General features: G+C 42.4%; 12 protein-coding genes. 2 read left to right on the top strand and 10 right to left on the bottom strand.

From position 1 onward, the window contains the following. Positions 1–4: 4 nt before the first annotated feature. Positions 5–1,906, bottom strand: coding sequence for a beta-glucoside-specific PTS transporter subunit IIABC (locus tag PCY16_RS00275; protein ID WP_195413702.1), 1,902 nt, complete (start codon positions 1,904–1,906; stop codon positions 5–7). Between the two features lie 305 nt (positions 1,907–2,211). Here PCY16_RS00275 and PCY16_RS00270 point away from each other — a divergent pair, with 305 nt between their 5' ends. Beyond that, positions 2,212–2,847: a hypothetical protein gene (locus PCY16_RS00270; protein ID WP_060971865.1), complete on the top strand. Its 636-nt coding sequence runs from the start codon at positions 2,212–2,214 to the stop codon at positions 2,845–2,847. A gap of 71 nt (positions 2,848–2,918) precedes the next feature. Here the strand turns inward: PCY16_RS00270 and PCY16_RS00265 are convergent, their stop codons facing one another. The 8 genes from PCY16_RS00265 to PCY16_RS00230 form a co-directional block, all read right to left on the bottom strand. Then, positions 2,919–4,310, bottom strand: a complete 1,392-nt coding sequence (locus tag PCY16_RS00265) for an amino acid permease (RefSeq protein ID WP_073950230.1) — start codon at positions 4,308–4,310, stop codon at positions 2,919–2,921. Positions 4,311–4,477: 167 nt separating this feature from the next. Further along, positions 4,478–4,735, bottom strand: a complete 258-nt coding sequence (locus PCY16_RS00260) for a DUF896 family protein (RefSeq protein ID WP_002886085.1) — start codon at positions 4,733–4,735, stop codon at positions 4,478–4,480. A 33-nt stretch (positions 4,736–4,768) separates the two neighbouring features. Continuing rightward, positions 4,769–6,805, bottom strand: coding sequence for a glycine--tRNA ligase subunit beta (gene glyS / locus PCY16_RS00255; RefSeq protein WP_195413701.1), 2,037 nt, complete (start codon positions 6,803–6,805; stop codon positions 4,769–4,771). Positions 6,806–7,011: 206 nt separating this feature from the next. After that, positions 7,012–7,929, bottom strand: coding sequence for a glycine--tRNA ligase subunit alpha (glyQ, locus tag PCY16_RS00250; protein ID WP_195413700.1), 918 nt, complete (start codon positions 7,927–7,929; stop codon positions 7,012–7,014). A gap of 450 nt (positions 7,930–8,379) precedes the next feature. Then, positions 8,380–9,624, bottom strand: a complete 1,245-nt coding sequence (locus tag PCY16_RS00245) for a hypothetical protein (protein ID WP_195413699.1) — start codon at positions 9,622–9,624, stop codon at positions 8,380–8,382. Positions 9,625–9,729: 105 nt separating this feature from the next. Continuing rightward, positions 9,730–10,878, bottom strand: coding sequence for an N-acetylglucosamine-6-phosphate deacetylase (gene nagA / locus PCY16_RS00240; protein WP_195413698.1), 1,149 nt, complete (start codon positions 10,876–10,878; stop codon positions 9,730–9,732). 84 nt (positions 10,879–10,962) lie between these two features. Further along, positions 10,963–12,594, bottom strand: a complete 1,632-nt coding sequence (locus PCY16_RS00235) for a Na/Pi cotransporter family protein (RefSeq protein ID WP_002890237.1) — start codon at positions 12,592–12,594, stop codon at positions 10,963–10,965. A gap of 136 nt (positions 12,595–12,730) precedes the next feature. Then, a complete protein-coding gene (locus tag PCY16_RS00230) occupies positions 12,731–13,807 on the bottom strand; it encodes an SH3 domain-containing protein (protein WP_145516441.1) in 1,077 nt (358 codons plus the stop codon). Positions 13,808–14,032: 225 nt separating this feature from the next. Between PCY16_RS00230 and PCY16_RS00225 the strand changes: the two genes are divergently transcribed. Then, complete coding sequence (locus PCY16_RS00225) at positions 14,033–14,542, top strand: YgjV family protein (RefSeq protein WP_175060836.1); 510 nt, start codon at positions 14,033–14,035, stop codon at positions 14,540–14,542. Between the two features lie 17 nt (positions 14,543–14,559). On the opposite strand, the gene PCY16_RS00220 is transcribed toward PCY16_RS00225, so the two are convergent. After that, on the bottom strand, positions 14,560–15,381 hold the full coding sequence (locus PCY16_RS00220) for a Cof-type HAD-IIB family hydrolase (protein WP_195413697.1): 822 nt from the start codon (positions 15,379–15,381) through the stop codon (positions 14,560–14,562). Positions 15,382–15,386 lie beyond the last annotated feature (5 nt).

Below are 15,386 nucleotides of genomic sequence, written 5' to 3'. Positions count from 1 at the left end.
TTTTTTATTTAACAGTGGTGAGGAGATAATCACCAGTGTTAACACGAGCTTCTTTAGTTGTTAAGACATCATCAAAGTCAGCTGTATTGGTTACAATGACTGGTGTGATAACCGGTAATTTAGCATCTCGGATAGTTGCTAGGTCAAATTCTATAAGTTTTTGACCCGCTTCTACGACATCCCCTGCTTCCACATAGGTCTTGAACCCTTTTCCAGCAAGAGAAACAGTGTCCATACCAATATGGATGAGAAGCTCTGCACCATTTTCAGTTGTCAAACCAATAGCATGGCCAGTAGGGAAGACTAAATTCACCGTTGCCTTAGTTGGTGCGACCACTACCCCATCAGTAGGGTCAATAGCGATTCCTTTACCCATAGCTCCTGAAGCAAAGACTTGGTCAGGAACTTGGTCAAGTGGTACGACATTCCCGATGAGTGGGCTAGCAATGATTTCTTGTTGAATTTCCTTAGGAGCAGGTGCAGCTTCCTCAGCTTTTTCTTCAACCTTAGCTACTCCACCACCGTATAGATTTGGTACTCGTACAAAGAGTTGGATAAGGAAGGCAAGAACACCACCCACAATGGCAATGATAATGGCAATGATGACTTTAGAAAGATTACCGTCAGGTCCAATAAGGCTTGGGAAGACAAAGACACCCAGACCACCTATTGAATACGTCTTAATATCTAGGGCCATCATGGCAGCCCCCATAAGTCCTGAAACACCACATGAAATGTAGAATGGCGTTTTCATTGGAAGGGTTACCCCATAGATAGCAGGTTCTGTAACCCCAAAAATAGATGAAATGAAGGCTGGCATAGAGATGGTACGAACTTTTTCTTCTTTCGTTTTAAGCATGATAGCTCCCAACACACCTGTTTGCGTGAAACATGGAAGGATAGCCGCTGAAAGAATAGTAGAACTTCCGTTTGTTGCCACATCTAAGATAGCAAGGGGAACAAGTGCCCAGTGCATTCCGAACATAACCAAGACTTGCCACAAAATACCAAGTATAAGACCAAAGACAATCGGACTAAAATTCATGATTGCTTGGAAAAGGCTTGTCAATCCATCAGAGAAAGTATTGGCAACTGGTCCTACCACCAAGAATGTTAATGGGACAGTAATGAGTAATGTAAAGAAAGGCACTACGAAGACTTTAATGACATCTGGAGTAATCTTGGTAAAGAATTTTTGAATGTATGAAGCCACCCAAACGGCCAAGATAGAAGGCATTACAGTTGAGAGATAGCCACCTGCAGGAAGCGCAAATGGAATAACTCCTAGAACATGACCTTGACCAGCTTTCTGAAGAGCAGTCACCAGCGTAGCAATATCAGGATAAACAAGTGCCGCTGCAATCGCAATAGCTGTAAACTCATTAACCTTGAAACGACGAGCAGATGTCAAAGCAATTAAGATTGGCAAGAACTGGAAGAAACCATCTCCTGCTGCATTCAAGATGACATACATAGGACTCGTTGCAGCTGACAAGCCACAAGCTGCCATGATAGCAACTATCCCTTTGATAATCCCCGCCGCAGCCAAAGGTCCAAGGAAAGGTTGGAAAATACTTGAAACCAAAGATACAAAGCGGTCAAAAAGATTCCCTTTAGGCGCATCACCTTCATCAATATCAAGACTACCACCTGCTGGAAGACCGCCAACTTGGAGAACCTCCGCATAAACATCAGGGACATGGTTACCGATAACGACCTGATATTGACCACCTGCCTTAACAACAGTAACAACACCGTCACGGTTCTTAAGGTAGTCATCATCTGCTTTAGACTCATCTTTCAAATCAAAGCGCAAACGTGTCACACAATGTTTTAAGCTATTGACATTTTGCTTACCACCAACGTGTTTGAGAATGTCTTCAGCTAATTCAGTATATTTAGCCATAAGGGCTCCTTTCTTTTCTAGGATTTTAGTTCTTTCGAGGCTTTTTCAACGAAAAAAACCTAAATAAATACCAAGAACCAATTAGGGTGAGTATACACTACTCCCATTAGTTTTCCGTATTTATCTAGGTTTTGCCTGCTGACCAGTAACAATCCTTTTGATATGGTTATATAATATCAGAGTCCAAATATTTTTGCAAGCCCTTACAAAAATATTTTTTGTTTTTTGAGGTAAAATCTTGACCAAGATAATAAGTCATGATAAACTATTGTTAGTTTATAAACTAACAGAAAGAGAGTTACACGATGAAAACAAGTGCAATTATTGAATTTAAAGATACATACGCTAGCATGAAATGCCACGAGCTTGGTTACCAAACCAAGGAAACTGCCTTAGCTATTATTTCTCCTACTGGACATATTCTATCAAGTACACCGCTTTTCAGAAAGGTATATGGTTCAAATACTGCTCACATCGACCAACTTCCTTTCAATATAGATAACCTCAGTATCACAGCAAGAGGTCTTAGTAAAAAGGCTAAAGCCAACTTGGAAGATTGGATTACCCATACTATAATTCTTCCAATGGACTATGATAAGTCCTTTACTAAGCATCAAGAACTTTTGCACCTCTTAGCAGATTCACCTATCGTTGAGTCTGTCCAATCTTTAACTTATAAGACAGTAAAGATTCATTTTTCCGAAGCACTCAATGATGAAAATATTCGCCAACTGCAAGGTTTTATTCTCGCTCAGGCAGGTATCTACAGCTATATTGGGACATCTACAGTCTCAGACCGAAATGCCCACCAGGCTCTTGAATGGGCTAAACTTGATGTTAATGGTCGTTCGCACAACGATCACAAGCCTGCTATTTTCCATCGTAGTAAGGGGCTCTTAAGTGGTTTCTTTCACCATGGAAGTCAAGAAAGTATTGCATAGATAATAATTGGGACACCTTGTGTCCTTTTTTTGACAACAAAAAACTCACCATAAAGGTGAGCTAAATTGATTTATTTACTGTGTTTCCAGTTACTATAGATACTAAATACGACAATCCAGATGGCTGCCCCAATAGCTCCGACAACTGTTGACTTTTGCAAGAAGAGACAAACAAAGACGAAGATGAAGAAAAGGATAGTCAATGGATTAAGAATCTTATAGGCTGGCATAAGGAAGCCATCTGCCATAAACTCTTGAGACTTACGGTACTTGAGATGAGCAAGCATGGTCAAAATATAGATGGCAATGTAGACACCTGATGAAGATGCGGTAATCAAAGCGAAGGCGTCAGATACACCAGGTAAGACGTTGATGAAGGCTGAAACACAAACTACAATGGCTGAAACAATGATAGCACGTGAAGGAATACCATTACGGGCCAAGGTATCAAGTTTCAAAGATTTCATAACCTTACTGTTTGGTGTTTCCCTAGCGATTTGGAAAAGGTGACGGCCAGTTGAATAAAGTGTTGAATTCAAAGAAGAGGCTGCTGCTGTCAAAACAACAAAGTTAATGAAAGCCGCTGCCCACTTGATACCAGCCATTTGGAAGACCGTTACGAAGGGTGATTCATTAACTGGAAGTTTTTGCCATGGGAAGATAGCCATGAGGGCAATGAGGGCACCCACATAGAAAATGACAATACGAATCGGAATTTCCTTAATTGCCTTTGGTAAAACCTTACGTGGATTTGCTGTCTCAGATGTTGTAATCCCTACAAATTCGATGGCTTGGTAGGCAAAGAAGACCATTTGGAAGGTCATGACAAAGCTCACCCAACCTTTAGGGAACATCTGAAAGCCGTGTGTAATATTGGAAAGGCTAGCATGTCCAGCAGGCGTTTCAAAGTTAGTTGCTACCATGAAGATACCTGTTGCGATAAGAGCAAGAATGGTGATAATCTTGATCATCCCAAACCAAAACTCAACTTCCCCGAAAATCTTAACCGCAATCAAGTTAACCGAACTCAGGATAATCAAGAAGACAATCTGAATCTGCCAGGCAGGCCAACTTGGAAACCAAAACTGCACATAGTTCGATACAGCCGTAATTTCTGCCATACCAAGAAATACCAGTGATACCCAGTAAGACCAACCTGAGAAGAATCCCCAGCCTTTACCAAGGTATTTCGTAATAAAATTAATAAAGGTATGTTGGTCCGGGTCCATGTAGAGCATCTCACCGATAGCTCGCATCATGAGGTACATGAAGACACCTGTCAGCATATAAACAAGTATGATTGAAGGTCCTGTTAGGGAAAGGGAACGCCCTGCCCCAAGGAAGAGACCTGTACCGATTGTACCAGCGATGGCAATCAGCTGGACGTGACGGTTTTGAAGACCACGCACCATCCCATTCTCAGTCTGGTTGTCGTCGTCTTTATGATGTTGCTTTTGCGACATTTTTTTCACTCCAATTCTATTAAGCAAGACTCATTGAGTCCTGCAATTTTTAACATAACTTATATTGTACCATTTTTGAAATAATTGGTCAATATTATACAGAATATTCAGAATTTTATACTTCAAAACAAGGGCTTGGAAAACTTCCAAACCCTTGTTACTAGTTATTATGATTCAGGATCATCAAGGCTACGACCATGCAAGCCTTTTTCACGTTGGACTTGACGTAGTTTTTCAGGTGTCACATCGTTACCTTCTTCGTCAACCACTTTAATTCCTTCGATGTGGTGACGAACTGAGCGACGATAACCCTCAATGTATTCTTCACGAAGTTTTGCTTGTTCTACCTCTTCTTCTGGTGTCAAGCCTTCTGTTTTTTTCTTTTTAGCAAGCTCATTGATACGAGCAATTTTTTCAGGTGTCATAATAATACCTACTTTCTACCTGTCAACAGGTACTTATTTTGTATTCAATTGATTAAAGGCTGCAACAGCTTTGGCTTTAGCCACAAGACCCGAAAGAAGGGCCAAACGGTTATTTTTAACAGCTTCATCCTCTGCCATTACCATCGTGTTGTCAAAGAAAGCATCGATGACTGGGCCAAGAGCAAAGAGCTGAGCCAATTTGTCACTAGCTGAACCAGTCAATTCAAGCTCTTCAATTGCTTTAGAAAGGGCTTTTTCTTGGTCATTTTCAAAGAGATTGGCATCGACTGCTACTGAAGCATCTGCTTTTTCTGCCAAGTTGAAGGCACGTGAGAGTGATTCAACAGCCGCCTTGTAACCATCAGCCTTAGCAGCTTCTGAGAGGGCGTCAGCTGCTTCAAGCATATCTGCCACGACAAAGTTTGAACCAGCAAGAACGGCTTCCTTGATATCTTTAGATGTGCGTCCCATCATCTTGTCCACACGCGCTTTGATGAAGTTGATGACTTCTGCTTGATTGTCATAAGAAAGACTATCAAATGAAAGGGCGTAAAGGCTGTCGATCAACTCATCCATAGGGATGTGCCAACCAAAAGCATCCAAGATACGAACAATCCCTTGTGTTGCACGACGAAGCGCATAAGGGTCATTTGAACCTGATGGAATCAAGCCAACTGAGAAGAATGAAAGGAGGGTATCCAATTTATCTGCAAGCGCAAGGATGGCACCAACCTTAGTCTCTGGAAGAGCTCCGTCTGCTGAATCAGGAAGGTAGTGCTCACGGATAGCTGTCGCTACTGCAGGATCCTCACCAGCAAGGAGGGCGTATTTTTCACCCATGATTCCTTGCAATTCATCGAACTCTCCGACCATACCAGTCAAGAGGTCAAATTTATAGATTTCAGCTGCACGAGCTACGGCTGCCCTTTCTTCAGCAGTCAAACCAGCTTGTTCAGCTAGTGATGCTGCAATGACACCGGCACGGGCCATGTGTTCTGAGAGAGAACCGATTTTTTCATGGAAGGTCACGTGTGCCAATTTAGCAACCAGGTCTTCAATCTTGAGTTTTTGGTCTTCACGCCAGAAGAATTCACCATCTTCAAGACGTGCCACCAAGACTTTTTCATTTCCTCGAACAACATTTTCCAAGTGCTCGGCGTTACCGTTACGGACTGAGATGAAGTTTGGTTTCAACTTACCGTCAAGGTCACGTACAACAAAGTAACGTTGGTGGGTTTCCATTGATGTCACCAAGACTTCTTCTGGAACGTCCAAATACTTAGTATCGAAACTTCCCATAAATGCAGTTGGGTATTCGACCAAGTTCAAGACTTCATTCAAAAGTCCTTCTTCGATTTGGACTTGAACACCTTGTTCTGCTTCGATAGCTTTGATTTGCTCACGAATCATGTTTTCACGTTCTTTGCTATCCGCAATCACGTAAACAGTACGAAGGTCCTCCTCATAAGAATCCGCATTGGTAATTTCCACTTCATGTCCAAGGAAACGATGTCCACGACTCACACGTCCTGACTTGATATCCAAGAAGTCAAGGTCAAGCGCTTCGTCGCCCAAAAGAACTGTCAAGGTGTGAACTGGGCGAATGTATTCAAATGTGTTGTTAGCCCAGTGCATGCTAACAGGGAAAGTCAATGAAGCAAGCACTTCTGGAACGCCAGCCAAGACTTCTTTGGCAGGTTTTCCAGCTTCATGTTTCGTCACGTAAACGTATTCTTCACCTTTGACTTCACGGAATTCGATATCGTCAACAGTCAAGCCTTTCCCACGGACAAATCCTTGCGCCGCTTTTGAGAAGTTTCCATCTGCATCCAAGGCGATTTTCTTAGAAGGGCCTTTAAAATCTTCGGTCAAATCGGATTGTTGATCAGCCAAACCAATCACACGGACTGCCAAACGGCGTGGTGTTGAGAAGGTTTGAATGCTTTCGTATGAGAGACGGTTGTCATCCAAGAAGGCTGCCATTTTCTCCCCGAGTTGTTTTTCACTTGGTGTGACAACGTAGGCTGGCAACTCTTCAAGTCCAAGTTCTACTAATAAGTTTTTTGTCATGTTTTTTCTCCGAAAAATATCTTTTTTTCCAGTTTGCCTTATGTGATTGGCACGCAAGCAACCGACTGCGTCGTTTCATTGCTAAAATTGGAGCCTAAGGTCTCCAATTTTGCCTGGTATCGTTAGTTTCTCTAACGATACCTCTATCACTGTGGCAACTGGTCCTGTAGGATTGCTCTATCAACCAATCCTATCTAATACACTCTTTATTCTTCCTCTTCTGCTAGGAGTTTTGCGCGTGTGGCTTCATCGAGAAGTGGGTAACCGAGTTTCTTACGTTCTGCGACGAAGGTTTTGGCTACGACACGGGCCAAGTTACGGATGCGGGCAATGTAACCGGCACGTTCTGTAACGGATACTGCTCCACGAGCGTCAAGCAAGTTGAAAGTATGTGAACATTTCAAAACGTAGTCATAGGCTGGGTGAACCAGACCCAATTCCAAGGCACGTCCTGCTTCTTTTTCAAATTTATCGAAGTTTTCAAGAAGCATATCTTGGTCAGAAACTTCAAAGCTGTATTTTGAGTGTTCGTATTCTGGTTGAAGGAAGATTTCTCCGTATTTAACGCCTGGGGCCCACTCAATATCGTAAACAGAGTCTACTTCTTGGATGTAAGAAGCCAAGCGTTCCAATCCGTAAGTGACCTCAGAAGTTACCGGACCAGTTGCCAAGCCACCAACTTGTTGGAAGTAGGTGAACTGAGTGATTTCCATACCGTCAAGCCACACTTCCCAACCAAGACCAGCTGAACCAGTTGATGGGTTTTCCCAGTTATCTTCAACGAAACGGATATCGTGTTCCAAAGGATTGATACCCAACTTTTCCAAAGACTCAAGGTAAAGCTCTTGGATGTTAGATGGTGATGGTTTCATGACCACTTGGAATTGGTGGTGTTGGTAAAGGCGGTTTGGGTTTTCTCCGTAACGACCATCTGCTGGACGACGAGATGGCTCTACATAAGCCGCATTCCATGGCTCAGGACCAATGGCACGAAGGAAGGTGTAAGGACTCATAGTTCCCGCACCTTTTTCGTTATCATAAGCCTGCATGAGCATACAACCCTGGTCATTCCAGTATTGTTGCAAAGTAAGGATAATTTCCTGGAAGGTTAGTTTTTTAGACATGTTTTACTCCTTTTTCTATAATTTCTTGCGACACGAGTCTGCCTCGTCGATCGTACGAGGCAAGACGAGTTAGTACTGCGTTTAGCTCAGGCATCCTAGTGCTGAGCGTGGGGCAGTCCGACTGTAAGGAGGTCTCTGCCACTGACACAGTGAAATGTTAATTTCTTAGACATTGAATACTCCTTAATTTTATCTTTGTGACTCAGAATACAAAAAGAACCGTGTCTTCACTCCTAAGTCGTTTGACCTAGGGGCGTCAGAAACGCGGTTCCACCCTAATTTATTACTTCATTTTATCTGTTTGTCTTCAGCCATTTGCTGAGAGAAAGCGCCACTTGCCTACTTTGCTCTACTTGGCTTCCACTGTCCCAAGCTCGCTAGAAAAACGCCATAAGCCCTTCTTTCTTGTCAGTATTATAGCAGAAATAGAGAAACTTGTAAAATAAAATTCTAATCCTTCTTACTAATCCCCATTTCCTGACGAACATGTGCATGGGAGTCTTCATGGAGAATATCATTATCAAGAATTGAGGCTTCTCGAAGTTCTTCGGCCTTTTTCTTGTCCCGATGGGTCAAGTCTTGATTGGGATCATAAGCCTTCTCAACGATAGACAAGAGATGATTTCGAATTTCCTTTTCCTTACGAATCTTAGCTTTTTTGCGGTAGCTAGCAACAACTAGCACTACCAACATCAGCATTCCCAAATAACCGATAATAGGATACATAACCGCTACCAGTTGACGGAAGCCCATGAAGGAAATAGCAAAACCAGCAAGGGCAAATGCAGCCACGAAGAACTTGAAGCGTTTCTCACTACCTGCTGAAAAGCGTTTACCAAGGGCATAGTAGAGACTAAAGACGGTATTAAAAATCAAACCAAAGATCACCAAGGCGTAAAGTGTCGCAAAGATAGGATTCACTTCCTTAGCAATAGCCAACATAGGAACATCCGAGCTAGCAATTTTATCACTGTTAGCAAAGAGAATCAAGGTTGTGACAAAGAAAATCACACCAACCATAAATCCTCCCCAGGCTCCACTCTTTTCGGCTTCATTGATTTTGAGAATCGAGCCACCCATGACAAAGGCCATGGCTATGGCTGACATGACACAAACGGCAAAATAATTAACCACAGACAGCCAAATACTTGGGAAGGGAGATTGAATGGTTTGCGACACCTTATCGATCTCAGCAAAATCCCAATGACGCCCTAAAACATTGGTCACAAATATCATGGCAATCATAACCAAAATCATAGGGGTAAAAACTCCAATAACACCGATGATTTTTTTGAAATCTAGGAAACTCACAAAGATAGTCAGAGCTGTACATAGGAAAGCACCTACCCAAATCGGAAAGCCGAACTGTTGGTTTAGGTTAGCCCCTGCCCCCGCTGTCATAACAAAGCCAAACAGGAAACAAGTGATAATCAAAGCGATATCCAAAATACGGTAAATCACAGGATGACTGATTTCTGCCAGGACTACTGAATGATCATCTGAGCGGTAATAACTTCCCAGAGCAATCATGAGTCTCCCAAAGCCAACATGCAAAACTCCTAGAACTATGACACCTATCAACCCCCAGGCTCCAAAACTAACAAAATACTGTAAGAGGTCCTGTCCTGAAGATACTCCTGCACCAATCATTACACCGACATAGGCCAGGGCAATGCTCCAAATACGTTTTGACATATTACCTCCTGTAAAATACAAAGTATTTCTATTTTACACTACTCTGACACCTTTGTAAAAATCAATTAAAAACAGCACCTTCATAAGAAAGTGCTACTCATACTCTTATTTTTCCCAACCTTTTCGTCCATCAACAAAGGTTGCTTGTAATTCCAAGGAGTCATCTATTACAATAAAATCAGCTGGTAAACCTGCTTTTAGGCTTCCGCAAGTATTTTTAAGCCCAACCGATTTAGCTGGAACACTAGTGGCCATTTGTAAGGCTTGAGCAACTGTCACAAGTCCCCAATCAACCACATGTTTGACACCGTCTTTAAGTTGTAAGATAGATCCAGCTAAATTACCACCTTCTTTGAGGCGGGCGGTACCATTTTCAACAATAACAGGAAGTTCGCCTAACATATAGTCGCCGTCCGGACAGCCTCCCGCTGACATACAGTCTGTAATTAGGGCAACTCCTTGAGGTGTCTTTTGCTTGATAAGAACCTTACAAGCTGCAGGGACCACGTGATGACCATCTGCAATCAGTTCACCAATAGTTTCAGGACTATCGAAGGCTGCCCCAACCATACCTGGCTCACGGTGGGTAAAACCACGCATCCCGTTGTAGACGTGAACCCAAACGGACGCCCCAGCTTCCACTGCTGCCATGGCTTCTTCATATGTGGCATTGGAATGACCTAGAGCGATTGTCACACCTTGCTTGGTTGCTTCTTGGATAAATTCAGCCACTCCCTCACGTTCAGGAGCAAGGGCCAATTTAATCAGTTTTCCTTGGGCCGCCTCCTGCCATTCCTTCAATTGTTCCACACTTGGATTGCCCATATACTTAGGATTTTGAGCTCCCTTGTAGGTTTCAGTGAAATAAGGTCCTTCAAAGAAGAGCCCTTGAATTTTTGCACCAGTCTCCTTACCAACCGTATTAGCTGTTGTTTGGCAAATAGCCTTCAACTCTTCAAATGGCGCTGTTAAAGCTGTCGGTAAGAAGGAGGTCACACCTGCTGAAAGCAAGGCTTGACTCATGCCTAGAAGACTTTCCTCAGAATTATCCATGACATCATAACCCGCAAATCCATGAATGTGAGTATCTACAAGACCCGGAGAAATCTGATAATCACTGTAATCTAGCACCTCTGCACCTTCTGGTACATTTTCCGTCCAGTCACCAAAACGGCTATCCTCAACCGCTAGGTAGCCACCTTCCTTAATTTTATGTTCAAAATAAAAACGCTTGGCTGAAATATAATAGGTCATAGGACCACCTCTCATCATTTTTCTATGTTTTTAATACGCTTTCATTATAACAAAAAAGCCGAGAAATTTTCTCGACTTTTTCTATTAAATCACACCTTCTGTAACCTTTTCAACAAGGTTAATCGCATGGTCTGCGATACGTGTGTAATGTGAGAGGTAATCAACATAGTTGATACCTGCTTGTGCAGTACACTCACCATTGTTAAGACGTTTGGTATGTATTTTACGCAATTGTTTTTCAAGTTTTTCCAACTCTTCATGGCGAAGGATGACTTGACCTGCAAGTACCTTATCGTCATCTACAACAACACGAATACTATCAAGGGCGATACGGTGAGTACGGTTGTAAACATCCGCAAGCTCAGCCTTGGCAGTATCAGAAAATTCAATTCCCTTATTATGAATGTGTTGTGAAAGGTTTGCACTTGCAACTGCAAGGTCACCAATACGCTCCAAGTCACGAACAGAGTCAAGCACACTTGCCAACACTTCATTTTCAGAAACGCTTAGAGATTCGTTAGAGATGTCAATCAAATAAGTTGTCAACTCTTCGTCAATACTATTAACTGCTGTTTCATACTTCTCAACCTTATCGAAGTATTTTTCATCTCCCTTAGCAAAGAAAGCATAGGAAGCTTCCAAAGACTGGATGGCGTACGATGCCAAGTGCACCAATTCTTTCTTAGCATTACCAAGGGCGATAGCTGGTGCTTGTGTGATAAGCAAACGGTCCAAGTAGAGTGCTTCGTACTTGTTAATCTCATCTTCACCAGGAATAATCTTAGTCACAAGGTAAGCCAAGAGTCCGATGAATGGGAATTGAACAATAGTATTTGCAATGTTAAAAGTACCGTGAGCAAAGGCGATAGTCATCTCAGGTGTCAAACCAAGCACAGACTTAAACCATTGAATCAAGGCTGTGAATGGTACCAAGAGAATCAAACACAAGACCGTCCCAATGACGTTGAACAGTACGTGGGCCCCTGCCACACGTTTAGCTGCAATGTTTGAACCAAGAGCAGCTAGAACCGCTGTGATAGTCGTCCCGATATTATCTCCAAAGAGGATTGGAAGGGCACCTTGCAGATCAAGCAAACCACCTGAATAGAGACTCTGAAGAATACCGATGGTCGCTGCTGACGATTGAATCAACATGGTCAAGCCAGCACCGATGATAACCCCCATGACTGGGCGATCACCCAAGGTTGCCAAGTAGTCCTTAAAGGCTGTAACTGACTTCAAAGGTTCTACCGCATCTCCCATAAGGTTAAGGGCAAAGAAAATTCCCCCTACACCAAACAAGATACGACCTAGGTTATTGAGCTTCTTATTGCTTGTAAAGAAGAGAAGCGCAGCCCCCAGGAAAATCACTGGAAGGGCATAGTCACCAAGCTTGAAACCAATCATGAAGGAAGTTACGGTTGTCCCGATGTTTGCCCCCATGACAATACCAATAGCCTGACGAAGACTTAAAAGCCCTGCCGAAACCAGACCGACGACAATAACGGTAACCCCTGAACTCGACTGAATCAAGGCCGTCATGACAATACCAATCAAAACCCCTAAAAACGGGTTGCTGGTATACTTATCGATGTAAAAACGCAACTTATCTCCGGCTGCTTGTTGAAGACCATCTCCCATGTACTTGATACTAAAGAGGAAAAGCCCCAAACCACCGAGGAAAGAAAACGCAATATCTTGCCAATTTACTGACACATTTTTGTCCTCATTATTTAAAATTTTTCGGTAAAACCGACCTTTCTATTGTATCTATTTATTAGGGAATAAACAAGGCTTTTCCACAAAATAATAGAAAGATCAGAAGAAAATCTGACCTTTATAGATATCTCAATTAATCCACTTGAACATAACGGCGAACACCACTATAGCTGATATAAGAAATCCAACTATGACCATCTTGATTAACCTTCATATCAAAGTTAATCTGATCACCTGCTTCTAAGTAAAATTCAACTGGAGCCTTATCACTAGGAGTATTTTTGACAGCCGTACGTTTGGTAAGCTTGTAGCTGCCAGATTCTGCTATGCCACCATCAATTGGAAGTTGATTGTCAGTAACTGTCACGTCTTTAGGTAGCGTCACATTATCTGATTCTTTAAAGTAGACTTTTGTTCCACCAGTACTGGTTACTTGAATGGTATCTTGTTCATAACTTGGACCAGAAACAGCTGCCTTTTTAGAGACAAAGCTAATATCTCCAACAATACCAGAGGTGTCACCCCTATCTCTTGAAAGGGTGGCATCATACTTACCAGAGCCCTCTTGATAATTATCTTTCGGGTGCACATAATTGTGAACTGTCGCTTGACCTTGGGCAGTGATATCTCCTACTAGACTAGTATTGTTAAAGACTAGACGACTGCCATCACTGGACTTCCAAGTTCCAGCAATACTCTCAAACTGGCCACGCGCTACCGCACTCACATCCATATCCACGGTGATCACTTGCGTATCCGTTTTAGATTGAGCTTGGCTGCTAGATTGACTACTTGAGGCTTGACTATCACTTGAGCTCTTTGGTGCTTGAGATTGACTGGCTGAAGACTGACTCTCGTTTGAAGATTTAGGAGTTTGGGACTGGCTGCTTGAGGGAACAGATGAACTATTTGAAGATGACGACTGAGCCTGACTGCTACTTGAACTTGGGGCAGAAGCCTTTTGACTACTTTGCGTGCTTGAAGACTCCGCCTTTGAACCCGAAGATTCCTTGACCTTTGCACTAGACTTGCTAGTCTTACCGCTATCTTTACTGGATGTTTTAGCCTTACTTGATGAGGTCACCTGGCTGCTCTTAGGCGTCTTATCTGCTGAACTCGATTCCTTATGGCTGGAACAGGCCGTCAGCAAAGCCACTGAGGAAAGGGTAACCATTGAAAGCACGATTGCTTGGGAAAATTTGTTTTTCATAATCATTTCCTCATTTCTAGTCTTTCATAAAAAGTAAAGATAGGGCCTATGTTATAAGGAAACATCAGGTTCTCTCTACTTTTAAGGGAAAAATATCTTCTACACTTTCATTATATCATTTTCTAATGTAAACGCTAACATATTAGACTTGTAAATTCTAAAATAGAGATGAAAATATCTTGAATCCTTGTGATACAATAGAGACAAAAAATTGAAAGTTATACCATGACATTCTATCTTCTAGCACAAGTATTCTCAGCCATAGGTGCCCTATGTGTCGCTATATCCTCTTTTGCAAAATCAAAAAATAAGATGCTCGTCTGGCAAATTACCGACTATATTTTTACTGCTATTGCCAACCTGCTTCTCGGAGGCTATACCGGTGCTTTAACCATTAGTATTTCCATCATACGTAATAGCCTGATGGTCAAAAAGAAGATGACCAAGACTATCTTGACCATCCTCATCATTATTCAAATCATCGTCGGAACCTATCTCAATCAACTTGGGATTATTGGTTATTTACCTATCATCTCTTCAGTTTCTTATAGCCTAGCTATTGCTGCCACACCAAACCTTCAGTGGCTTCGCTGGGTCATTATTGAAAATATGTTACTTTGGCTAATTTACGATTTGACCATTCAGGCTTACCCAGCTGCCATCACTGATGTCACTATCACACTTACTACTCTCATTGCCATTATCAGAAATCGAAAAACCTTTAGCAAACAATAAAGCTAAAGGTCTTTTTCTTATAGAGCCCAAGTACGAATGGCGTGTGCCACACCTGCCTCGTCATTTGTCAAAGTCACATACTTACACAAAGCCTTAATGTCGTCACTCGCATTACCCATGGCAACGCTTTGACCGACGAATTGAAGCATTTCAAGGTCATTGGCAGCATCGCCTAGAGCCATGATTTGATCTGGGTTAATGTCAAGCTTTTCTGCTAAATGTTTAAGCCCGCTAGCCTTTGTTGCCCCTTGTGGCATGATTTCAAAGATATAGTCTTGACTACGAACTGTACTATAGCTCTGACTAAGTCCATCTTGCACGGCGTTTTGGAAGGCGTCCAAAGGTTCAGAATCTGCCATATACATGGCTTGGAAAATCACTTGCCCTTCCGCAAAGATTTCTTCCAAACTCCTAGCTTTCGCTTCTGTGAAGACAGTGCCAGCATCATAAGCTACTAACTCAGGCACCTCATCGCCCACAACATAGTAAGTCTTTTCTCCAGTCAAGGTTAGAGCCACCTCTGGAAAGTCTTCGCAAGCCTGCAAAAGTTCTTCCATTTCAGGGCGAGATAAACTTTCATATTGCAGCAAGGTCCAATTTTTAGTTTCATAAGTAGAGCAACCATTGTTCATGATAATATACTCTTCTTCACTCAGTCCTAATTTCTCAAAATGTGGAAGAATGCCCGAACGTGGGCGTCCTGTACAAAGGACAATTTTGATACCTGCCGCAGCTGCTTCTTGAATAGCCTTAATATTCTCTTCAGGAATCTCTTTTTGGCTATTTAAGAGCGTCCCGTCCATATCTATTGCAATGAGTTTCACTTGGTTCTGATTCATTTTAC

The sequence above is a fragment of the Streptococcus sp. SS4 genome, assembly GCF_030440125.1.
GTDB lineage: Bacteria > Bacillota > Bacilli > Lactobacillales > Streptococcaceae > Streptococcus.
The sequence above is the reverse complement of the archived record's forward strand: the minus strand, read 5'-3'. Positions and strand labels throughout refer to the sequence as shown.

Bases quoted from the DNA above. Each gene is read 5' to 3' on its own strand.
- glyQ (WP_195413700.1), bottom strand. From the start codon at position 7,929: ATGTCTAAAAAACTAACCTTCCAGGAAATTATCCTTACTTTGCAACAA.
- PCY16_RS00220 (WP_195413697.1), bottom strand. From the start codon at position 15,381: ATGAATCAGAACCAAGTGAAACTCATTGCAATAGATATGGACGGGACG.
- PCY16_RS00245 (WP_195413699.1), bottom strand. From the start codon at position 9,624: ATGTCAAAACGTATTTGGAGCATTGCCCTGGCCTATGTCGGTGTAATG.
- nagA (WP_195413698.1), bottom strand. From the start codon at position 10,878: ATGACCTATTATATTTCAGCCAAGCGTTTTTATTTTGAACATAAAATT.
- PCY16_RS00230 (WP_145516441.1), bottom strand. From the start codon at position 13,807: ATGAAAAACAAATTTTCCCAAGCAATCGTGCTTTCAATGGTTACCCTT.
- PCY16_RS00270 (WP_060971865.1), top strand. From the start codon at position 2,212: ATGAAAACAAGTGCAATTATTGAATTTAAAGATACATACGCTAGCATG.
- PCY16_RS00260 (WP_002886085.1), bottom strand. From the start codon at position 4,735: ATGACACCTGAAAAAATTGCTCGTATCAATGAGCTTGCTAAAAAGAAA.
- PCY16_RS00275 (WP_195413702.1), bottom strand. From the start codon at position 1,906: ATGGCTAAATATACTGAATTAGCTGAAGACATTCTCAAACACGTTGGT.
- PCY16_RS00265 (WP_073950230.1), bottom strand. From the start codon at position 4,310: ATGTCGCAAAAGCAACATCATAAAGACGACGACAACCAGACTGAGAAT.
- glyS (WP_195413701.1), bottom strand. From the start codon at position 6,805: ATGACAAAAAACTTATTAGTAGAACTTGGACTTGAAGAGTTGCCAGCC.
- PCY16_RS00225 (WP_175060836.1), top strand. From the start codon at position 14,033: ATGACATTCTATCTTCTAGCACAAGTATTCTCAGCCATAGGTGCCCTA.